Origin of the sequence: Prauserella isguenensis (assembly GCF_014191605.1) — a bacterium.
GTDB lineage: Bacteria > Actinomycetota > Actinomycetes > Mycobacteriales > Pseudonocardiaceae > Prauserella > Prauserella isguenensis.
Genome location: NZ_JACHWU010000002.1, coordinates 238,770 through 259,190 on the forward strand (window position 1 = coordinate 238,770; position 20,421 = coordinate 259,190).

Here is a 20,421-nt window from a genome sequence, read left to right on the forward strand (position 1 = left end):
GGGTGTCGGCGTAGGGTGACGGGCGTGGGAACCGTCATTCTGCTGCGGCACGGCCGGTCGACGGCGAACGGCTCGGGCGTGCTCGCCGGACGCATGCCGAAGGTCGGGCTGGACGACACGGGTCGTGGTCAGGCGCAACAACTGGTGGATCGCCTCGCCGACGTGCCGGTGGCGGCACTCGTGTCGTCGCCGTTGCTGCGGTGCAAGCAGACGCTCGAACCGCTCGCCAAGGCACGCGGGCTCACGCGGGTGACCGAGTCGCGGTTATCCGAAGTGGACTACGGCGACTGGACCGGCCGGGAACTGAAGACCCTCGCGAAGGAGCCGCTGTGGCGGGTCGTGCAGGCCCACCCGTCGGCGGCGGTGTTCCCCGGCGGCGAGGGACTCGCGGGGGTGCAGGCGCGCGCCGTGGCGGCCGTGCGGGAGCACGACGCGCGGCTCACCGCCGAGCACGGTGAGCACGTCGTGTGGGCGCTGTGCAGCCACGGCGACGTGATCAAGGCGGTCCTCGCCGACGCGCTCGGCCAGCACCTCGACGGTTTCCAGCGCATCGTCGTCGACCCGGGTTCGCTGTCGGTCGTGCGCTACAGCGAGACGCGGCCGTTCGTGCTGCGCATCAACGACAACGCGGGGGACCTGTCCGGGATCGTGCCCCCGAAACCCGCCAAGCGCGGTCGCAGGCGCCGGAAGGGCGCCGACTCGTCCGACGCCGTGCCCGGCGGGAGCACTGGACGAAAGGACAACGCGTGACCGACAACCCGCTGCTGGCGCCGAGTGACCTGCCGTACGGGCTGCCGCCGTTCGACCGCATCGCCGACGAGCATTTCCTGCCCGCGTTCGAGACGGCGTTCGCCGAGCATCGGGCGGAGATCGCGGCGATCGTGGCCGATCCGGAACCGCCGACGTTCGAGAACACGATCGTCGCACTCGAGTGTTCGGGGCAGCTGCTGCACCGGGTGTCGCAGGTCCTGTTCACCCTGACCGCGGCGGATGCCACCGACGAGCGCAGGACGGTGCAGACCGAGGTCGCTCCGCGGCTGGCGGCGCACTCGGATGCGGTCCATCTCGACGGCGCGCTGTTCGCCCGTGTCGACGCGGTGCACGCGCAGCGGGACGAGCTCGACCTCACGCCCGAACAGGACTGGCTGCTGCACCGCACCCACGTCGCTTTCACGCGCGCCGGTGCGGACCTTCCGGAGGACAAGCAGGTCCGGCTGCGTGAACTCAACGAGGAGCTGTCGCGGCTGGAGACCCGGTTCCAGGACAACCTGCTGGCCGACACCAACGAGCTGGCCGTGCTGGTGTCCACACGCGACGAGCTGGCGGGGCTGTCCGACGACGCGATCACCGCGGCCGCCGACGCGGCCACCGCGCGCGGTGAGGACGGCAAGTATCTGCTCACGCTCGGGCTGCCGTCCGCCCAGCCGGTGCTGGCGTCGTTGGAGAACCGCGAACTGCGCAAACGGGTCTTCACCGCGTCGGTCTCGCGGGCGGCACGCGGCAACGACCACGACAACAAGGCGGTCCTGGCCACGGTCGCCCGGCTGCGGGCCGAGCGTGCCGCGGTGCTCGGATATCCGAACCACGCGGCGTACGCCATCGAGGACCAGACCGCCGGGTCGGCCGAGGCCGCGGTGTCCATGTTGGAGCGGCTGGTTCCGGCCGCCGTCGCCAACGCGAACGCCGAGGCCGCCGAACTGCAGGAGGAGCTGGCCGCCGACGGCGTCGAGGGCGAGCTGCAGCCCTGGGACTGGGCCTACTACGCCGAGCGGGTCCGCAAGCGCAGGTTCGACATCGACGACGCCGCGTTGCGGCCCTACTTCGAGCTGGAGCGGGTGCTCGTCGACGGCGTGTTCCACGCGGCGGGCAAGTTGTACGGGCTCACCTTCACCGAACGGCGGGACCTGGCCGGTTACCACCCGGATGTGCGGGTGTGGGAGGTGTTCGACGCCGACGGCGGGCCGCTGGGGCTGTATCTGGGTGACTTCTTCACGCGCGACTCCAAGCGGGGCGGGGCGTGGATGAACAACCTCGTCGAGCAGTCTCGGCTGCTGGGGCAGCGTCCGGTCGTGGTGAACAACCTGAACATCACCAAGCCCGCCGACGGCGAGTCCGCGCTACTCACCTACGACGAGGTGACGACGCTCTTCCACGAGTTCGGTCACGCCCTGCACGGGTTGGTGTCCGATGTGGAGTATCAGTCGCTGGAGGGCACGAACGTGCCGCGCGACTTCGTCGAGTTCCCGTCGCAGGTCAACGAGATGTGGGCGCTGTGGCCGGAGGTGCTGGCGGGCTACGCCCGGCACCATCGCACCGGTGAGCCGTTGCCGCAGGAGACGGCGGCGAAACTGGAGGAGGCGAGCCGCTACGGCGAGGGTTTCCGCACCACGGAGTACCTTGCGGCGTCGTTGCTGGATCTCGCGTGGCACACCATCGGGCCGGAGGCCGAGGTGGACGACGTCGACCGGTTCGAGGCCGAGGCGCTGCAGCAGGCGGGCGTCGCGCTCGCGACGATCCCGCCGCGGTACCGCAGCACCTACTTCGCGCACGTCTTCAGCAACGCGTACTCGGCCGGGTACTACTCGTACATCTGGTCCGAGGTCCTCGACGCCGAGTCGGTGGAGTGGTTTCGTGAGAACGGTGGACTGGCGCGGGAGAACGGCGACCGGTTCCGCAGGGAGCTGCTCGCCAAGGGCGGCAGCGTCGACGTGATGGAGGCGTTCCGCGCCTTCCGCGGCCGTGATCCGCAGCTGCAGCCGTTGCTCGAACGCCGAGGCCTCACCGCCGCGTGACGCGGCGCGCGAACGACCGACCGGCCCGGACGGGTGCGTGTCCGGGCCGGGGCCGCGTCACCCGATCCGGACTCACTCGGTCCAGACGACCGGGCTCTCCTCGTAGTCGGGCGACTCGGTGAAGTGGACCTCGGTCACGTCGCCGCGTGCCGAACCCTGGATGGTGCAACTCTCGTACGACGCGCCCTGCTCGTTGAACTCCGACGGTGCCGACTCGCTCTCGCACTGGTCCACACCGCCGATCACGGTGAGCACGGCGCCGGTCGACTCGCCGCCCGGAAGCCGGCCGTCGAGGTCGACACGCGAGTACTCGAGTTCCTCACCGCCGACGTTCTCGACGGTGAAGGTGATGTAGTACGGCGTGATCCGCGAGTCGACCGACGATCCGTCGCTCTTCTTCGGCAGGTCGGAGGCCGAGCCCTTCTCGATGCTGGTCACCGTGATGGCGACGGTGCCCTTCTTCTCGTCGGTGTACTCGAACGGCACGACGGCACGGTCGCCGATCTTCAGTTCGGTCCCGGGGGCTGTGACCTCGTCGTCGACCGGCAGGGCGCTCACCTCGCCGCCGTCGCTGTCCGCGGGCTCGGCGGCTGCGGAGGCGTCCGGCTCTGCGCTGCTGGCCGGCGCGGAGGTCTGCTCCTGGGTCTCGGGGGCAGCCTCCTCCTCGCCGCCGCAGGCCGACAGGGCCAGACCTATGGTCGCGACAACTGCCGCCGATGCGGCGATACGTCCGTTGCGCACGGTTACCTCACTCTGCGTCGTCAGTGCTGCCGCCGTGGCAGCCGTTGAAGCAACGACGCACCCGGCATCTCCGGCGTTCCCGACATACCGAAACGTGATGGCCGGCACGTTGCGTGGTCACCGGGCTGTGGCCGGGCCGCGTGAGCGACCGGCCGCGACCGGCCGCGCCGGGACACGGCCCGGTGGCGGGTCGCCCGACAACGACGAGGGGCCGCCGGAACCCGTCACGTCGACGGCTCCGGCGGCCCCTGGGTTACGCGAAGAATCAGATCAGGCCGAGCTGCTTGACCGTGTCGCGCTCGTCGGTGAGCTCCTGGACCGACGCGTCGATCTTGCCGCGGGAGAACTCGTTGATCTCCAGGCCCTCGACGATCTCGTACTTACCGTTCTTCGTGGTGACCGGGAACGACGAGATGATGCCCTCCGGCACGCCGTAGGAGCCGTCGGACGGGATGCCCATCGAGACCCAGTCGCCCTCGGCGGTGCCGTTGACCCAGTCGTAGACGTGGTCGATCGCGGCGTTGGCCGCCGACGCCGCGGAGGAGGCACCGCGCGCCTCGATGATCTCCGCGCCGCGCTTGGCCACACGCGGGATGAACTCGTCCTCGAGCCACTTCTGGTCGCCCACGGCCTCGGCTGCGTTCTTGCCGCCGACCTCGGCGTGGAAGATGTCCGGGTACTGGGTGGCGGAGTGGTTGCCCCAGATCGTCAGCTTCCTGATGTCGGCGACGCCGACGCCGAGCTTCGCGGCCAGCTGCGCCGCCGCACGGTTGTGGTCGAGTCGCGTCATCGCGGTGAACCGCTCCTTCGGTACGTCCGGAGCGTGTGCCTGGGCGATCAGCGCGTTGGTGTTGGCCGGGTTGCCCACCACGAGGACCTTCACGTCGTCGGCCGCACCGGCGTTGATGGCCTCACCCTGCGGCTTGAAGATGCCGCCGTTGGCCTCGAGCAGGTCACCGCGCTCCATGCCCTTGGAGCGGGGACGGGCACCGACGAGCAGGCCGACGTTGACGCCGTCGAAGGCCTTCTTCGCGTCGTCGAAGATGTCGATGCCGGACAGCAGCGGGAACGCGCAGTCCTCGAGCTCCAGCGCGGTGCCCTCGGCCGCCTTCACCGCCTGCGGAATCTCCAGCAGCCGCAGCCTGACCGGCGTGTCCTGGCCGAGCAGCTGACCGGACGCGATGCGGAAGAGCAGCGCGTAACCGATCTGGCCGGCCGCGCCGGTGACGGTGACGTTGACAGGGGCCTGGGTCATAACGTTCTCCTGCTGATGGGTTCATTCAGTGCTTGTACTCGGGATGCTATCCGCCGGTTTCGGCTCTCGGTGGGTGCGTCGCCTCACCTGTACCGATTGAGCCGGGCCCGGGTGCGACGCCGAACGCTTTGCCGAGTGCGCCGACGGCCTCGTCGAGCTTCGCGAAGCTCGCCAGCACGACCCGCGTCGCCGGTTCGTCGTCCGGCCGGACGCCGTCGTCGCCGGGCGGCGGTTCGAGGTGGCCGGCCGAGCCGGGGGAGCGGACCGCCGCCAGCACGGTGTCGATGTTTGCGCCGATCCTGGTCGTGACGGCGTCGAGCCGGTCGTCCAGCGCGAGCAGTCCCGGCTGGGCGCGGGCGGCGATGTGCCGTGCCCGGAACGCGACCGCGTCGAGAGTGTCGACGACGTACCAGCCGTAGTCGCGGCGCGCCGCCCGCAGGCTGATCGGGTGCGTGAGCGGTTCCACGACGGTGCGGACCTGTTCGACGTCCCGGTCGAGCGTGCGCGAGAGCTCGATGACGTTCACGTTGTCCACACCGGCCAGCAGGCCGTGAGTCTGTGTCACGTACTCCCGCAGATCCTCCAGTGCGGTGCCGACGTCGTCGAGCATGACGGCCCTGGTCCGGACCGGCAGGATCACGACCGCCGCCAGCACACCGGCGGCCGCGCCGACGGCCGTCTCCGCGAGGCGGACGCCGAGCACGTCGATGCTGAAGGTCCCGAGCAGGCTGTAGAGCAGGCCGAGCATCGTCGTGATGAAGAACGTCATCGCGATCTGCGAGGTCCTGGCGAAGAACACCATGCCGAACACGCACAGGAGGATCAGCACGATCGTGGCGGGCACGTTCTCGGCCACGACGAGGGCGCACAGCGCTCCGGCGAAGATGCCGACGACCGTGCCGACGACGCGGCGGGCGCTCTTGACCAGCGTCGCGCCCGCGCTCGATGCGCCCAGGAAGACGACGAACACGGTCAGCACGGCCCAGTACCACCGCTCGTGCGAAACCAGGTCGCCACCGACGACGGCCAGGCCGCCGCCGAGTACCGCCTGGATCGCGCTGCGGGTGCGATTGTCGTAGGCCAGCACCGGTGTGCGTTCGGGCTCCTCGTCCTCCGGCGGTTCGGGTTCGGCCGAGAAGTCGCGCTCGGCGATGCGCTGGGCGTTCAGGTCGGCGAGCGCGAGTTCGGCGATGGCGCGGCGCACCTCGTCGCCCGGTTCGGCCCGATCGCCGAGCCTGCTGCCACTGACGAGCAGCTCGCTGAACTCGGCGGTGTCGCTGATGACGGGCAGATCACGCGGATCGCGTTCGATGAGGGAGCGGAAGCGGTGCAGCCGCGCGACCAGGTCACCGCGCACCGCGTCGTCGAGCTGGTCCGCGCACGCCTTGCGGGTGGTGATGGCGAGCCACTGCGCCGCCAGTTCGACTTCCAGCGCCCGCCGCCGCAGCAGTGCCGCGGCCTTCGGATCGTCGAAGACGTCGCCGATCGTGTCCTCGATCAGCAGGACGGCCTCGTGCAACCGGTCGCCCGCGCGGCGGAGAGGTTTGTCGGTGCGCTGCGTGCCGCCCGCGGCGAGGTGGTTGGCGGCGGCCGCCACGCTGGCGCTCAACCGGGTGCGGAACGACCGCCGCACCGCCAGCAGCTCGCGGCCCGCCCTCCGGGGCAGCAGAACGAAGCGCACGACCGCGTTCGCGGCCAGTCCGACGGCGAGCGCCAGCAGCAACATCGGCACCTGTTCGATGTGGGTCTGCAGGAACATCGCGAAGAAGAACAGGAAGAACGGTGCCGACCCGAGCGCGATACCGCGGGGGCCGAATCGCTGCGCGTAGACCGCGACGAAGATCAGCAACACGAACACGACACCGTCGAGCGGCGGCACGGCCTGCCCGAGGCTCGCGGATGTCACTGCGAGCGAACCGACGACGAACACGAGTCCGAGCGACACCGCCTGCCCGGCGGGCTCGGGATCGCTGATCGTGAACGCGGCCATGAGCGCACCGACCGCACCGATGAGCACGACGGGCAACGGCGGTCCGAGTGCGGCGAGGACGGGCACCGCGATGCCGATGCCGAGCACCGCCGACAGTGCGCGGCGGCTACGGCTCCATCCGGGGTCCGAGGCGCGGAGCCGGTCGACGGCGGTCTCCAGGGCGCGGCCGATCATCGCGGCGGTCCCGGTTCCGACCCCGCACCGGGTCCACATCGCCGGCGCGCGCCGCTGCCTCGCGTCCGGCGGGAACGGGTGTGGGCCACGTTCCATACCGTAGTCCGCGGGTCGATCACCTCCCCGCGGACATCGCCGTCACCGGACGGGAACGTCCCCTGATGGAGTACGTCGCCGAGTCGCGGGAACGCCGGGCCGGCCTTACCGTCAGGCATGGTGAGCAGCTACTACGGATCCGACGGGTACGAGTCCCACGGCGGGTACGGCGACCACCGCCACGCCGCGTCGGCGAAACCGCACGTGAACGCCGGCACGCTGTGGGCGGGCGGCGCGGCGACCGCGCTCGTTGCCGCACTGGTCGGAGTGGTCGCGACACTGGTCGTCACCGGCGTGTTCGACATCCCCGTGATCGCCCCGGCGAACGCCGAGGGTGCGGTCGACTACATCGGTGCCGTCTGGCTGGCGGGTTTCGGTGTCGTCGGCTCGGTGCTGGCGACCGCGCTGGCCCACCTGCTGTTGCTGGTCGCGCCGCGGCCGATGGCGTTCCTCGGCTGGATCGTCGGCCTGGTGACGGTCGTGTTCGCCGTCTGGCCGTTCACGATCGCCGTGGAGATCGAGGTGCAGGTCGCCAGCGCGCTGGTGTACGTCGTGATGGGCATCGCCATCGGTTCGCTCGTCACCGGCATGGCGACCAAGGCCCTCGACGACTGACGCCCGCGCGGCGAGGACCGCAATCGGATTCCCGGGATCGGGGCCTCGGCTCCGGCCGTCAGGCCCCGATCCGGCAGTGACTCGGTTGGCGTGGCCGGTCAGCCGTACCTGCCCTGCACCGCGCTGTCGGCGATCGAGGTGACGACCTTGAACGCCTTCATCGCCTCGGTCATCGTCGCCGCCTCGAACGCGATCCGGCGCAGCCCGGTCTCCGCCACGGTCGGCACGACCGCGGCGGCCTGCGCGAGGTGGCTGGCGTCGAACTCGATCTCGATCCGGTGCGGAGCGACCACCGGGTCGACCCTCCCGGCGCGGGCCATCGACCGTTCGGCGGCGTCGGCGATCCGCGCGGCGGTGACCGACGGCGGATCACACACCGCCGCGTACCGGCTCACGCATTCCTTGACCACGACGTGCTCGGCGTCGGGGGCGTACTCGGCCGCGTCGGCGCACGCCTGATCGTCGCCGGTGACCACCAGGACGGGCACGCCGTGCTCGGCCGCCAGCGTGGCGTTGAGCCTGCCTTCGCTCGCGGACGCCTCGTCGAGCCACACGCCCGTGATGTGCGCAGGCAGGTACGTGTGCGACAGCACGCCCTCACACCCGGAGCCGGCGTGATAGCCGAGCAGTACCGCTCCGTCCACTCCGGAGTCGATTCCCTCCATCATGGACAGCGGCTTGTGTCTGCCGGTCAACAGTCGCGCACGGCTGTCGAGATCCTCCAGCAGGAGGTTGCGCTGGGACAGGTGCGCCTCGTTGACGAGGACGCCCGCGGCTGCGCCCGAGCACAGGCCCGCGACGGCCGCGTTCACGTCACCGGTGAAGAGCCTGCGGAACCGCTGCCACTGTTCGGTTCCGGGCACGACGTCGTCGGTCCAGGTGACGCCGGTGACGCCCTCCATGTCGGCGGAGATCAGGATTCTCGGCCCCGAGTCGGGCCGACCGGCTTCGCCGTCTGGCGCAGGGTGTGTCATGGGCCCAGGCTACGACGCCGGGACGCGCGAAAGGATCATGCCGCCGGCGGTGTCGGATTCGACCGGATTCGTCGTACGATGGGATATGGCCGCAGGCGCGCTGGTGCATGCCGCGATCTTCGTGGCTCCGACGATCGCGGTGCTGCTCATCGTGCTGACACCGGATGCCGCACGCCGCGCCGCACTGCGCCGTCGAGCAGCCGAAGGGCCCGTCCCGCGCCACCGCGCCGTCGAAGTGGTGGCCGCCGAGCTGCGCCGCGCGCACCGCGCACTGGAGAACCTGCCCGGTGACGCCTCCAGATTCCACCGGGACGAAGCCTGCGCCCGTTACGACGCGCTACTGGCCGAGGCCTGCGCGATCGCGGACATCCCGTGCGACCGGCTCCACGACGCGATCGGTCTCGACCGTGACATCGCCCGTCTCGAGCTGGAGGAAGCGCTGATCCGGCGCGGTCTCGCGCCGCATTAGACGCCCGGCTCCCCGGTTCGACGCCGCGTCGGCCCCTCCCTCGGCCTCCCGTCGTACGGCTTCCACACCTCCCGACCCGTTCCTACTTCCGTCTGTTTCCGGTGGGCAACCCGTGTGGAAATCGTTGACAGCGCGTTCGCGCGGGTGGTTACTTTTTGCGCTTCGGGTCATCCGTTCACTCGGGAACGCCCGCGACACAGAGCCCGACACCGAGCCCGACGACGACACCGAGACGACGACGCCGAACCCCCGACGAGACCGGCCCCACGACATCGAGGTGCAACCGTGCGAATCGTTCGACCCCGGCGCGGCCGAGCCGTACTCGCCACTGTCCTGACGCCACTGCTGGCTGCGGGGCCACTGGCGCCCGCGGCCGCCGCGCAGGAGTCCGACGACGGCGACAAGTCGGTGCTGCGCGTCGCGTTGGTACAGGAGATCGACCACCTCAACCCGTTCACCGCGAGCTTCTCGTCCAGCGCGATGATCGGTCGGATGACGTGGGAGTTCATGACTCCGCCGTCGGCCGACGACGCCACGCCGACGCAGGGCGTGGCATCCGAGTGGGAGTCGTCCGAGGACGGCCTGACGTGGACCTACACGATCAACCCCGACATGACGTGGTCGGACGGTGAGGACGTCACCTCCGAGGACGTGAAGTTCACTTTCGAGAAGATCATGAACGACCCGGTCGCCGCGGAGGCCAACGGCAGCTACGTCGAGAACTTCGAGAAGGTCACCGCGCCGGACGAGGACACCGTCAAGGTCCGGACCTCCGAGCCGCAGGCCAGCATGACGGCCCTCGACATCCCGATCGTGCCCGAGCACGTCTGGTCCGACGTGGAGGACTTCTCCGACCCGAAGACCGACACGCTCGACTACGTCGGCGTGGGCAGTGGCCCGTTCGTCATCACCGGCCACCAGCCGAACCGGTTCGTCAAGCTCGAGGCGAACGAGCAGTTCTGGCGTGGCGACGTCGCGGTCGACGAACTCCAGTTCATCCGGTTCGAGAACGCCGACGCCGCGGTCTCGGCGTTGCAGAGCGGGGAGGTCGACTTCGTCAACCGGCTCACGCCCGCACAGTTCGAGACGCTGAAAGGCTCCGACGGCATCACCACGAACTCCGCCAACGGACGCCGGTTCAGCGAACTGATGATCAACCCGGGCGCGAGGACCCAGGACGGTGAGCGCATCGGCACCGGCCATCCGGCGTTGCGCGACGACCAGGTCCGCCGTGCCATCGCCTACGCCATCGACCCGAAGACGCTCGTCGACCGCGTGCTCGGCGGGTACGGCCAGCTGCCGGGCGGGCTCGTCCCGCCCATCTACGACACGTTCCACTACGAGCCGTCCGGAAAGGACAAGTACACCCACGACCCCGACCGCGCGAACCGGATGCTCGACGAGGCGGGCTACGAGAAGGGCCCGGACGGCGTCCGCCGCGACGAGAACGGCGACCCTCTCGAACTTCGGCTGACCGGACGGTCGAGCGAGGACTTCGACGTCCGCGCCGCCGACTTCATCGCGGGCTGGCTCGGCGACGTCGGCATCCGCGTCACCAGGAACCTGGTCTCCGACAACCAGGTGGACGAGCAGACCACCGCGGCCGACTACGACCTGGCGCTGTCCGGCTGGGGCACGAACCCCGATCCGGACTACATCCTCGCCAAGCAGACGTGCGACGCCCTGCCCACCTCCGACGGCAACAGCACCAGCAGCGCGTTCTTCTGCGACCCGGCCTACGACAAGCTGTACCGGCAGCAGCTCGCCGAGATGGACATCGATAAGCGGGCGGAGTTCGTCAAGCAGGCCCAGGAGTTGTACTACAAAGCCGCGCCGAGTGTGGTCATCGGCTACGAGCAGGCCCTCGAGGCCTACCGCTCGGACCGGTGGGACGGCTTCCCCCGCCAGCCGAAGGGCGAGGGGGTCATCATGGAGCAGACCGGTTACTGGGGCTTCGCAGGCGCCGAACCGGTCGAGGGCGGCGCAGGCGACGGCATGCCGACCGGCGCGTGGGTGGCCATCGGCGCCGTCGCACTGGTCGTCGTCGCAGGCGGCGGGACGATGCTGGCGCGCCGCAAGGGCTCCGCGGAAGACCGGGAATAGGTAGCGCCCGGTGACCACCAGTCCCACCGATCAGCACGCCACCGACCCCGACGAGCGGCGCGACGGCACCTCCACGGTGCGGTACGTCGCGGGAAAGGTCGGTGGCGCGCTGGTCAGCCTCGTATTCGTCGTCGCGCTGGGGTTCTTCCTGTTCCGGATGATCCCCGGCGATCCGCTCGTCACGATGACGCGGGAGCGCCCCACCGACCCCGAGCAGCTAGCCCACCTGCGCGAGCGGCTGGGACTGGACCGGCCCGTCTGGCAGCAGTTCCTCGACTACACGAACGGCCTGTTGCAAGGCGATTTCGGCACGTCCTACATGTACCGGCGCCCGGTGGGCGACATGATCGCCGAACGAGTCTGGCCCACGCTGCTGCTGGTCGGCACCGCGACGGTGCTGGCGGTGCTGTTGGGCCTGTGGCTCGGGGTTCGCGCGGCCTGGCGCCGCGGCGGGACGTTCGACCGCACCCAGACCGGCATCGCGCTGGCGTTGTGGTCGATGCCCCAGTTCTGGCTGGGTCTACTGTTGCTCATCGCCACGCAGGGAGTGTTCCCCAGCCGGGGCATGACCTCGGTAGACCCGCCCGACGGGTTCGTGCCGCAGGCTCTCGACGTGGCCTGGCACCTGACGCTGCCGTGCCTGACGCTGCTGTTGGTGATCTACGCCCAATACATGCTGGTCATGCGGTCGTCGCTGCTCGAGGAGATGGGTGCCGACTACCTGCGCACGGCGCGCGCCAAGGGCCTGCGGGACGACCTGGTGCGCAGGCGGCACGCCGTTCCCAACGCGCTGCTGCCGACGATGACGCTGATCTTCCTGCAGTTCGGCATGGTCGTGTCCGGCACGGTGACCGTCGAGGCGGTGTTCTCGTGGCCGGGTCTCGGCCTGCTCACCTACGAGTCGTTGCGCGGGCCCGACCTGCCCGTGCTGCAAGGAGTGTTCGTGATCCTGGCCGGTTCGGTGATCGTGATGAACCTGCTCGCCGATCTGCTGTACCGCGTGGTCGACCCGCGGGTGCGTGCCTCGTGAGCGCGCCGGTCTGGCAGCGCAGGCGCGCGGCCGCGGCCGACGTGTGGCGACAGTTCCGTACCAACCGCGGCGCGCTGTTCGGGGCCGCGTTCATCGCGCTGCTCGTACTGTTCTCGCTGATCGCCCCGTTGCTGATCGACCGGGACGGCCTCGAGGTCGTCACCGCCGCGGGCGGGTCGCTGGAGCCGCCGAGCGGGGAGTACTGGCTCGGCACGGACGAGTCCGGCCGCTCGGTGATGCTGCTGACGCTGTGGGGCGCGCGGGTGTCACTGCTGGTCGGGTTCGCCGCGACCCTGCTGTCGGTCGTCGTGGGCACCCTCGTCGGCGTGGTCTCGGCCCACTTCGGGGGGTGGATCTCGGCGGTGCTGATGCGCATCACCGACTTCTTCCTGGTGTTGCCCGCGCTGGTGCTGGCGGCGGTCCTGATGGCCGTGCTGCCCAAGTCGATGTGGACCGTGATCATGGCCATCGGCGTCACGTCGTGGCCGACCACCGCCAGGCTCGTGCGCGCACAGACGTTGTCGGTCGAGAGCAGGCCGTACATCGAACGGTCGAAGGCGCTCGGCGGCGGGCACACGCACGTCATCGGCAAACACGTGCTGCCGTCGGTGCTGCCGCTGGTGTTCGCGAACACCACGCTCGTCGTCGGCGGTTCGATCATCGCCGAGTCGACCCTGGCGTTCCTCGGCATGTCCGGGCCCGAGATCTCGTGGGGGTCCATGCTGGACCGCGCGAACCAGTCGGGCGCGGTCACCGCGGGTGCGTGGTGGTACCTGCTGCCTCCCGGCATCGCGATCGTCCTCGTCGTGCTGTCGTTCACGCTCGTCGGGCGCGGTCTGGAGACCGTGCTCAACCCGCGCCTGAAGGGGGAACGGTGACACCGCTACTCGAACTGCAGGACCTCGGTGTCACCTACCGGACCGCCGACGGCGACCTCGAGGCGGTGCGCGGCGTCGACCTCACCCTGCAACCGGGCGAGACGCTCGGTGTCGCGGGGGAGTCCGGTTCCGGCAAGTCCACCGTTGCGGCGAGCGTGTTGCGACTGCTGCCGAAGTCGGCGAAGGTCACCGGCAACGTACTGCTCGACGGCCAGGACGTCGGAGCGATGCGGTGGGGCACGCTTCGCGCCGCACGCTGGTCCGAGGCGTCGGTCGTGTTCCAGGGCGCGATGCACGCTCTCAACCCGGTGCAGCGCGTAGGGAAGCAGATCGCCGAACCGATCCGGCTGCACACCGCCGCGAGCGAGGCCGAGATCGACTCCCGGGTCCGCGAACTCCTCGACCAGGTCGACCTGCCCGCGGCGAAGGCGCGGGCCTACCCGCACGAGCTGTCCGGCGGGCAGAAGCAGCGCGTCATGATCGCGATGGCGCTGGCCTGCGACCCGCGGCTGGTCATCGCCGACGAGCCGACCACCGCGCTGGACGTCATCGTGCAGGCACAGGTGCTCGACCTCCTGGGCAGGCTGGTCGAGCAGCGCGGCATCGGCCTGGTGTTCATCACCCACGACCTGTCGGTGCTCGCCTCGACCTGCAGCCGCATCGCGGTGATGTACCGGGGACGGATCGTCGAGAGCGGCGACGCGAAGGAGGTCATCACCGCGCCCCGGCACGAGCACACCGCCGCGCTGGCCGCCGCCTTCCCCGAGGTCGGCGACGCGGGGTCGCGCTACGCCCCGGCCACGGCCCGGCCGCTGCCCGACGAAGGGGAGCGGGACCCACAGCAACCCGTCCTGCTGTCGGCGCGCGATCTGCGGGTGCACTTCCGCGACCGCACCGGATCCACCGTCGCCGCGGTGAACGGGGTCGAGCTCGACGTGCGGCGCGACGAGATCGTCGCACTCGTGGGCCAGTCCGGATCGGGCAAGACCACCCTCGCCAGGACCCTGCTGGGCCTGCAGCGGCCGACGTCGGGCGCCGTGTACTACGACGGCGAACCCCTGCCGGTCTCCACCTCCGGACTGCGTGACTACCGGCGCCGCGTCCAGCTCGTGCTGCAGGACCCGAGCAGCGCGCTCAACCCGCGGCACACGGTGTACGAATCGGTGGCGGAAGGCCCGCGCATCCACCGGCTCGACGGCGACGAACGCGACCTCGTCGTGAGCGCGCTCGAGGCCGCCGAACTCAGGCCGGCCGAGCAGTATCTGACACGGTTGCCGCACGAACTCTCCGGCGGCCAACGACAACGTGTCGTGATCGCGGGCGCCCTGGCGCTGAACCCGAGCGTGCTGGTGGCCGACGAGCCGGTCGCGTCACTGGACGCCTCGGTGCGCGGCGAGATCCTCGGCCTGCTGCTGCGGCTGCGCAGGCAGCTCGGCGTGGCCGGACTGGTGATCACCCACGACCTCGGCCTCGCGTGGAACATCGCCGACCGGGTCGCCGTGATGTACCGGGGAGAACTCGTCGAGGTCGGGGCGGTGGAACAGGTATTGCTCGAACCGCGGCACGACTACACCAAGGCCTTGCTCGCGGCGCTGCCGTCGGCCGGCCGGGACGATGCCCGGTACGCGGGTTGAGCAGGCTCGCGGCCTCGTACGATCGAAATCCGCCGATACGCCTAGTGACGTCGGATACGTCGGGTGATATCAGGGCGGCCGACCGTGGTGTGTAACCTCAAAACCTAGTATGGCGACCACCACAGACCCCGTGCCCGGCGCCGGAACCCGGACCGCTGAGGGCCTCGCGGACACGTTCATCCCGGCCGACGCAGAGCGCGGCGCGGGAAGATTTCCGCTGCGCACCACGCTGATGGGCGTGGTCGGCAGCGTGCTCGTGCTCATCGCGTCGTTCGGTGCGGCCGGGGTGCTCGTGCACGACCCGGTGCTCAGCCAGGGACCGTTGTCGTGGATCCGGTACGGGCACGGCAAGGTCCTCATGACCGGGTTGTTGTACGCCGGGTTCGGGCTCGTGGTGTGGGCCTGGATCCGCCTCGGCCGGTATGTGCTGGCAGGCCTGATCGGTGCCCGCCCGGTCGTGATCGCCGCCCTGTCCTGGATGGCGCCGCTGCTCGTCGCACCACCGCTGTTCACGCGGGACGTCTACTCGTACCTCGGCCAGGGCGCACAGCTCCTGCACGGGCTCGACCCGTACGCCTACGGCCCGGCCGCGCTCGACACGCTGCCCGCGGTCGTGGAGAACGTGCACCCGCTGTGGCAGACGACGCCCGCACCGTACGGCCCGCTGTTCCTGTGGATCTCGCAGCACATCGTCGGCGCCACGGGCGAGAACATGATCGCCGGCGTGATCGCCACGCGCCTGGTCCTGCTGGCCGGCCTGGCGGCGGTGCTGTGGGCACTGCCGAAGTTGGTCCGCAAGCTCGGCGGCAACCTCGCCGTGACGATGTGGCTCGCGGTGGCCAGCCCGATGATGGTCATCCACCTCGTCGGCGGCCCTCACAACGACCTGCTGATGCTCGGCTTCCTCGCCATCGGTGTGCTACTGGCGCTGGAACGGAAACACGCGCTCGCCATCGGGCTGGTCACGGTCGGCATGCTGATCAAGCCGACGGCCGCGGTCGCGCTGCCGTTCCTGGTGTGGATCTGGGCGAACCACCTGCCGCACGAGCACAGTCTGTTCCGCCGCTTCGTCACCGCCGTCACGCCGTCGCTGGGTATCTTCGGCGCCGTGTTCGTCGCCGGTACCTGGGCTTCCCTCGGCTCGTTCAACCTCGGCTGGTTCGCGGGCCTTTCCGCACCACAGATCATCGTCAACTGGCTCAACTTCCCGAGCGGCGTCGGCGAAGCGGTGCACACTCTGGTCAAGACGATCGTCGACGTTCCGCCGGGCCCGTTCATCGACGCCGCCCGCGGTCTCGGCTGGCTGGCGCTCGCCGCCATCGCGGTGCGGCAGTGGTGGCTCGCCCGGAACGGCGACGCCAACACGACGATCTTCCGCATGGGCGTCGCCCTGCTGACGGTGGCCATCTTCGCGCCGCCGACGCTGCCGTGGTACCTCACCTGGGGCTTCCTCGTCCTGGCGCTGTTCCGCTGGCAGCGCACCCACCTGGCCGCCGTCGTCGGGATCAGCGTCTTCCTGGTGCTCGTCTACTACCCGACGGGCGAGCAGAGCCTGTACCACTGGTGGTTCGTCGTGGGTGTCGTCGCGGCGAGCCTGTACGCTGCCGCGTCGCTGCTCAAGCCCGACCCGCTCGGGTTGGTGGCCGCCTGGCGGCGGCCCGATGTGCGTCACCCCGAACTGCCGCTCAACTCGCCGACCAGCCGCTCCACGCGCTGACGGCGATCACCACGACCGGTCCGCGTGGCGGCATCTCCTCGTACTGCGGGTAGCGCGCCGTGAGCGAGCGGATCGCCGGCATCCTGTCGGTCCCGTCGTCGTGCACGGTGGCCGTGCCGTCCGCGCGCGCCCACCACAGCCTGCGCCAGTCGTCCTCGTAGTGATCGACCAGCAGCGACACCTGTGGGTTGGCCGCGATGTTGCGCAGGCGCCGCAGGTTGGACGTCGACTTGGGCTTGTCGTCGATCGCGAACACCACGGTGTCGCCCTCGACCGCGAACGTCAGCGGCACGAGGTGGGGCATGCCGTCGGCGTCGGCCGTGGCGAGGGTCGCCACTCGGGCGTCGACGAACCGGGAACGGGCTTCGGCCGGATCGAGCTTCATGCCCCGAGCGTAGGGCGTCGCCGCTCAGGGATTGATCACGAGATGGGCGGCGTCGGCGTCCAGCGTCGCCGGCGTCCCGAGCGGAAGAGTCAGGGCACCCTTGTGGTGGCCGAACCCCAGTTCCCACACCATCGGCACGTCGAGCGGGCCCAGCCGTTCCTTCAGTAGCGCCTCGAGCTCTGCCTGGTCGCCGCAGTCGCTCCACGATCCGAGCGCGATGCCCACGACGTCGTCGAACCAGCCGGACCGCAACAACTGCGTCAGCATCCGGTCGATTCGGTAGAGGTCCTCGCCGACGTCCTCGAGCAGGGCGATCGCACCGGCGGCGTGTTGCTGCTCCGAGGTGCCCGCACTCGCCGCCAGCAGGCTGAGGTTGCCGCCCACCGTGGGACCGGTGGCTGTGCCGCCGACGAGCGGGCGCGCCCGGGGGCCGCGGATCGTGCGCGTGGCCTCGGGGTGGAACAGCGCCTCCCGCAGGCTCTCTGCCGCGACGGCGTCGAAGTGGGTCGAGGCCGGCATCGTGGCGAACACCGTCGGGGCGCCCAGGTGACGGGCGAGTGCGGCGTGCAGGGCCGTGATGTCGCTCGACCCCGCGAACGGCTTCGGTCCCGCCACCCGGACGGCGGCCCAGTCGACCAAGTCGATCATGCGCTGAGCGCCGTACCCGCCGCGCGCCGCCACGACCGCGGCGATGTCCTCACACGTCCACGCGCGGGTGAAGTCGGCCGCACGCTGCTCGTCGGTTCCGGCCAGGTACGGATACCGCGGGTGCCGCGCGCGGACGCTGTCGAACACCTCGACCCGCAGTCCCCACGCGGTGAGCGCGCCGATCGCCTGGTCCACCAGGTCGCCGGAGACGGGCCCGGACGGGGCGACCAGCGCCACCGCGTCGCCCGGTCGCAGAGCGCGCGGGCTCACCGGCGCAGCTCCAGCGCGGGCACCCCCGGGGTGTCGAAGCCGAACACCTGCCCGTAGAAGGCCAGCTCCGCCTCGAGTGCGGTGACGATCGTCGCGGCCTTGCGGAAGCCGTGCTGTTCGCCCTCGAACGGCAGGTAGGCGTGTGGGATGCCGCTGCCCTCCAGCGCCTCGATGAACCGCTCGGCCTGGTCGGGCGGGCAGATCTCGTCGTCGAGTCCCTGCAGCAGCAACACCGGACCGCTGAGGCCGTCGAGGTTGTGCATGGGGGAGCGGGCCCGGAACCGCTCGGCCTTCTCCGGCAGCGGCCCGACGAGCCCGTAGACGTACTGCGACTCGAAATCGTGCACCTCGCCGCCGTCTCCCGTCCACTGCGCCAGGTCGAGGATCGGGAACTTGATCGTCGCGGCCCGGTAGGTGTCGGTCGCCGTCATCGACGCCGCCGCTGTGAACCCGCCCGCGCTGCCGCCCCGGATCGCGATCCGCTCGGGGTCTGCCGTGCCCTCCTCGGCCAGGATGCGGGCGACGGCGGCACAGTCGTCGACGTCGACCACGCCCCACTGCTCGCGCAGCCGTTCCCGGTACCGCCGGCCGTAGCCCACGGACCCGCCGTAGTCGACGGCCACCACGCCGATGCCCCGGCTGGTGAAGTAGGAGAAGTCCAGGTCCAGCGTCGCGTGGTTGCGGCCGGTCGGACCGCCGTGCGCGTGCACCAGGTACGGCGGTCGCTCGCCGTCCGGGCCCACGTGATCCGGGTGCTGGGGCGGGTGGACGTAGGCGGGTATCTCCTGGCCGTCGGCGGTGCGGAACGTGCGCTCCTGGGGCACCGAGAGGTACCCGGCGGGCGGGAGGGCGGGTTGCGGGGTGAGGTGGGTGACCGTCCCGTCTCCGGCCCGGACGCGGACGACCGCGTTCTCCGTACGCGGTCCCGCCGCGATGCCCACGACGTCGTCGCCGTCGACCGCGAGCGTCGGCGACCAGGCCGTCAGCTCCGGGGCGAGCGGGGTGAGCGTTCCCGTCGCCGCATCGAGGACTGCCAGCCTGCCCGCGGCCAGCACCGCGCACCGGCCGCCCCCGAGCGGAGCCAGCCATCGCGCACCGGTCTTCCACGCCGGTCCGCCCAGTTCGGCCGCGACCGGGGCGAGGGGAATCGTGCCTGTGTCGGTTCCGTCGAGCGGCACCCGGTGCACGTTCCACCAGCCCGAAGGGTCGGCCAGCGCGAGCAGGCCGCCGTCGGTGTCCCAGGCGAGCTGGCACACCGACACCCCGTCGCCGCCCGCCACGACGCGAGGCGGCCCCAGCGCGCCGTCGTCGTCGACGTCGGCCACGCACACGGCCGTCTCGTCCCACGGCATCGACGGGTGGTCCCAGCCCAGCCATGCGGCATGAGCGCCGTCGGGCGACAGCTGCGGGCCGGTGAGGAAGTGATGAGTGGCGGCCAGGGACCGGACCTCACCGGCCGGGCCCACGGCGACCAGGTCACGCGCGATGTCGGTGCGGCGGGCGCCGGTGACGGTCTCGCGCACCGCCCACACGGCGCCGCCGGGACCGGGGCGCAGGTCGCCGTACCGGACGCCGTGGGGGACGGCGGGCTCCGGCGTCAGTGGTCGCACGGCGCCGGGCCCGCCGTCGGCACCGCCCGACAGCGGCCGGGCATGGAGTCGCTGGTCGGCCCAGTGGGTGAACACGAGCGTGCCGTCGACGACCGTCCACGGCCGGCCGCCGTACTCGTGGAGCCGGTTGCGGACGTTCCACGGCGACGGCAGGACGTCCTCGACGCGGCCGTCGCCGACGGCGCGCACCAGCGCGACCCGGCCGCCCTCGGCGGGCCGCGCCTCGGCCCACCACACGCCGGGTGCGTGCTCGTCGTGGACCACGTCCAGCCACTGCGGGGTCACACCCGCGGCGGCGACTTCGGACGCGGAGATCGGGGACGGCCAGGTACCGAACGGAGCGATCGCAGGCATGCGCGCCACCTTAGGGGAGTAGGCGGGGCCGGTGGGGTGAAGATCATGCGACGAGTCGCACCCGGACGCGACCCCGCGCGGAAGTTGGCTTAGGGTCGGAGGTGCCATGGCTCGTGTCATCCACGTCTTCCGCCAGCCCGACCGGTTCGTCGCGGGAACCGTCGGGGAACCCGGCGATCGCACCTTCTACCTGCAGGCCGCCGAGGACACGCGCACGATCAGCGTGACCATCGAAAAGCAGCAGGTGTCCGTGCTCGCCGAACGTCTGAGCTCGCTGCTCGAGGAGATCGCCAGCAGATTCGACGCCGAGGTGCCCGACGAGGCCCCGGACGAGCTGGTCGACAACGAGCCGCTGAGCGTGCCCGTCGAGGAGGAGTTCCGCGTCGGCACCATGGGCCTGGGCTGGGACGCCGAGAGTCAGGCCGTGGTCGTCGAGCTGCTCGCCGTGACCGAGGGCGAGGTGGACGAGACCGTCGTCCTCGACGACACCGAGGAGGGGCCCGACGCCGTGCGGGTGTTCCTGACCCCGCCCGCCGCCCGGGCCTTCGCCGCGCGCGCCGACCGCGTCGTCAGCGCGGGACGGAAACCGTGTCCGCTGTGCGGTGAGCCGCTCGACCCCGCAGGCCACATCTGTCCACGGCAGAACGGGTACCGGCGCGACTCGGAACTCACCGACGAGAGCTGAG

17 protein-coding genes are annotated in these 20,421 nt (G+C 70.8%); 10 read left to right on the forward strand and 7 right to left on the reverse strand.

Features of this window, described 5'->3' with window-relative positions; all coding sequences use genetic code 11:
- Window positions 1–24 precede the first annotated feature (24 nt).
- Both FHS23_RS09565 and FHS23_RS09570 read left to right on the forward strand, forming a co-directional pair.
- The gene (locus FHS23_RS09565; RefSeq protein WP_183651895.1) at window positions 25–750 is read left to right on the forward strand and encodes an MSMEG_4193 family putative phosphomutase; all 726 of its coding nucleotides are present in this window, start codon (window positions 25–27) and stop codon (window positions 748–750) included.
- Window positions 747–2,792 (forward strand): M3 family metallopeptidase, encoded by a 2,046-nt coding sequence (locus tag FHS23_RS09570; RefSeq protein ID WP_183651897.1) that lies wholly within the window; start codon window positions 747–749, stop codon window positions 2,790–2,792. The genes FHS23_RS09565 and FHS23_RS09570 overlap by 4 nt, the downstream gene beginning before the upstream one ends.
- A gap of 72 nt (window positions 2,793–2,864) precedes the next feature.
- Here the strand turns inward: FHS23_RS09570 and FHS23_RS09575 are convergent, their stop codons facing one another.
- From FHS23_RS09575 to FHS23_RS09585, 3 genes are all read right to left on the reverse strand, one after another.
- A complete protein-coding gene (locus FHS23_RS09575) occupies window positions 2,865–3,533 on the reverse strand; it encodes a hypothetical protein (RefSeq protein WP_183651900.1) in 669 nt (222 codons plus the stop codon).
- Between the two features lie 265 nt (window positions 3,534–3,798).
- Entirely contained in the window at window positions 3,799–4,788 is a 990-nt protein-coding gene (locus FHS23_RS09580; RefSeq protein WP_183651903.1) for a malate dehydrogenase, read from the reverse strand.
- Between the two features lie 46 nt (window positions 4,789–4,834).
- On the reverse strand, window positions 4,835–6,952 hold the full coding sequence (locus FHS23_RS09585) for an FUSC family protein (protein ID WP_183651906.1): 2,118 nt from the start codon (window positions 6,950–6,952) through the stop codon (window positions 4,835–4,837).
- Between the two features lie 216 nt (window positions 6,953–7,168).
- Here FHS23_RS09585 and FHS23_RS09590 point away from each other — a divergent pair, with 216 nt between their 5' ends.
- Window positions 7,169–7,663 carry a DUF6069 family protein gene (locus FHS23_RS09590; RefSeq protein ID WP_183651909.1) on the forward strand — a complete coding sequence of 165 codons (495 nt, stop codon included), beginning with the start codon at window positions 7,169–7,171 and terminating at the stop codon, window positions 7,661–7,663.
- Between the two features lie 98 nt (window positions 7,664–7,761).
- Here FHS23_RS09590 and FHS23_RS09595 read toward each other — a convergent pair whose 3' ends face one another.
- Complete coding sequence (locus tag FHS23_RS09595; protein WP_183651912.1) at window positions 7,762–8,637, reverse strand: M55 family metallopeptidase; 876 nt, start codon at window positions 8,635–8,637, stop codon at window positions 7,762–7,764.
- 49 nt (window positions 8,638–8,686) lie between these two features.
- Here FHS23_RS09595 and FHS23_RS09600 point away from each other — a divergent pair, with 49 nt between their 5' ends.
- The 6 genes from FHS23_RS09600 (at window position 8,687) to mptB (ending at window position 16,468) form a co-directional block, all read left to right on the forward strand.
- Window positions 8,687–9,106: a hypothetical protein gene (locus tag FHS23_RS09600; RefSeq protein WP_183651915.1), complete on the forward strand. Its 420-nt coding sequence runs from the start codon at window positions 8,687–8,689 to the stop codon at window positions 9,104–9,106.
- Window positions 9,107–9,391: 285 nt separating this feature from the next.
- Window positions 9,392–11,209 carry an ABC transporter substrate-binding protein gene (locus FHS23_RS09605; protein ID WP_343053791.1) on the forward strand — a complete coding sequence of 606 codons (1,818 nt, stop codon included), beginning with the start codon at window positions 9,392–9,394 and terminating at the stop codon, window positions 11,207–11,209.
- Window positions 11,210–11,219: 10 nt separating this feature from the next.
- Complete coding sequence (locus tag FHS23_RS09610) at window positions 11,220–12,239, forward strand: ABC transporter permease subunit (protein WP_183651918.1); 1,020 nt, start codon at window positions 11,220–11,222, stop codon at window positions 12,237–12,239.
- Window positions 12,236–13,117 (forward strand): ABC transporter permease subunit, encoded by an 882-nt coding sequence (locus tag FHS23_RS09615; protein ID WP_183651921.1) that lies wholly within the window; start codon window positions 12,236–12,238, stop codon window positions 13,115–13,117. The genes FHS23_RS09610 and FHS23_RS09615 overlap by 4 nt, the downstream gene beginning before the upstream one ends.
- The gene (locus FHS23_RS09620; protein WP_183651924.1) at window positions 13,114–14,751 is read left to right on the forward strand and encodes a dipeptide ABC transporter ATP-binding protein; all 1,638 of its coding nucleotides are present in this window, start codon (window positions 13,114–13,116) and stop codon (window positions 14,749–14,751) included. Before FHS23_RS09615 ends, FHS23_RS09620 begins: the two co-directional genes overlap by 4 nt.
- A 109-nt stretch (window positions 14,752–14,860) precedes the next feature.
- Complete coding sequence (mptB, locus tag FHS23_RS09625; RefSeq protein ID WP_183651927.1) at window positions 14,861–16,468, forward strand: polyprenol phosphomannose-dependent alpha 1,6 mannosyltransferase MptB; 1,608 nt, start codon at window positions 14,861–14,863, stop codon at window positions 16,466–16,468.
- On the opposite strand, the gene FHS23_RS09630 is transcribed toward mptB, so the two are convergent.
- From FHS23_RS09630 to FHS23_RS09640, 3 genes are read right to left on the reverse strand one after another with little or no spacing between them, the layout of a single operon-like run.
- On the reverse strand, window positions 16,437–16,853 hold the full coding sequence (locus FHS23_RS09630) for a TIGR03668 family PPOX class F420-dependent oxidoreductase (RefSeq protein ID WP_183651930.1): 417 nt from the start codon (window positions 16,851–16,853) through the stop codon (window positions 16,437–16,439). The genes mptB and FHS23_RS09630 overlap by 32 nt on opposite strands.
- Before the next feature lie 24 nt (window positions 16,854–16,877).
- Complete coding sequence (locus FHS23_RS09635; RefSeq protein ID WP_183651933.1) at window positions 16,878–17,771, reverse strand: LD-carboxypeptidase; 894 nt, start codon at window positions 17,769–17,771, stop codon at window positions 16,878–16,880.
- The gene (locus FHS23_RS09640) at window positions 17,768–19,735 is read right to left on the reverse strand and encodes a S9 family peptidase (RefSeq protein ID WP_183651936.1); all 1,968 of its coding nucleotides are present in this window, start codon (window positions 19,733–19,735) and stop codon (window positions 17,768–17,770) included. Before FHS23_RS09640 ends, FHS23_RS09635 begins: the two co-directional genes overlap by 4 nt.
- Window positions 19,736–19,841: 106 nt before the next feature.
- Here FHS23_RS09640 and FHS23_RS09645 point away from each other — a divergent pair, with 106 nt between their 5' ends.
- Window positions 19,842–20,420 carry a DUF3090 domain-containing protein gene (locus FHS23_RS09645; protein ID WP_183651939.1) on the forward strand — a complete coding sequence of 193 codons (579 nt, stop codon included), beginning with the start codon at window positions 19,842–19,844 and terminating at the stop codon, window positions 20,418–20,420.
- Window position 20,421 lies beyond the last annotated feature (1 nt).

Bases quoted from the DNA above. Each gene is read 5' to 3' on its own strand.
- FHS23_RS09645 (WP_183651939.1), top strand. From the start codon at position 19,842: ATGGCTCGTGTCATCCACGTCTTCCGCCAGCCCGACCGGTTCGTCGCG.
- FHS23_RS09640 (WP_183651936.1), bottom strand. From the start codon at position 19,735: ATGCCTGCGATCGCTCCGTTCGGTACCTGGCCGTCCCCGATCTCCGCG.
- FHS23_RS09580 (WP_183651903.1), bottom strand. From the start codon at position 4,788: ATGACCCAGGCCCCTGTCAACGTCACCGTCACCGGCGCGGCCGGCCAG.
- mptB (WP_183651927.1), top strand. From the start codon at position 14,861: ATGGCGACCACCACAGACCCCGTGCCCGGCGCCGGAACCCGGACCGCT.
- FHS23_RS09630 (WP_183651930.1), bottom strand. From the start codon at position 16,853: ATGAAGCTCGATCCGGCCGAAGCCCGTTCCCGGTTCGTCGACGCCCGA.
- FHS23_RS09585 (WP_183651906.1), bottom strand. From the start codon at position 6,952: ATGATCGGCCGCGCCCTGGAGACCGCCGTCGACCGGCTCCGCGCCTCG.
- FHS23_RS09595 (WP_183651912.1), bottom strand. From the start codon at position 8,637: ATGACACACCCTGCGCCAGACGGCGAAGCCGGTCGGCCCGACTCGGGG.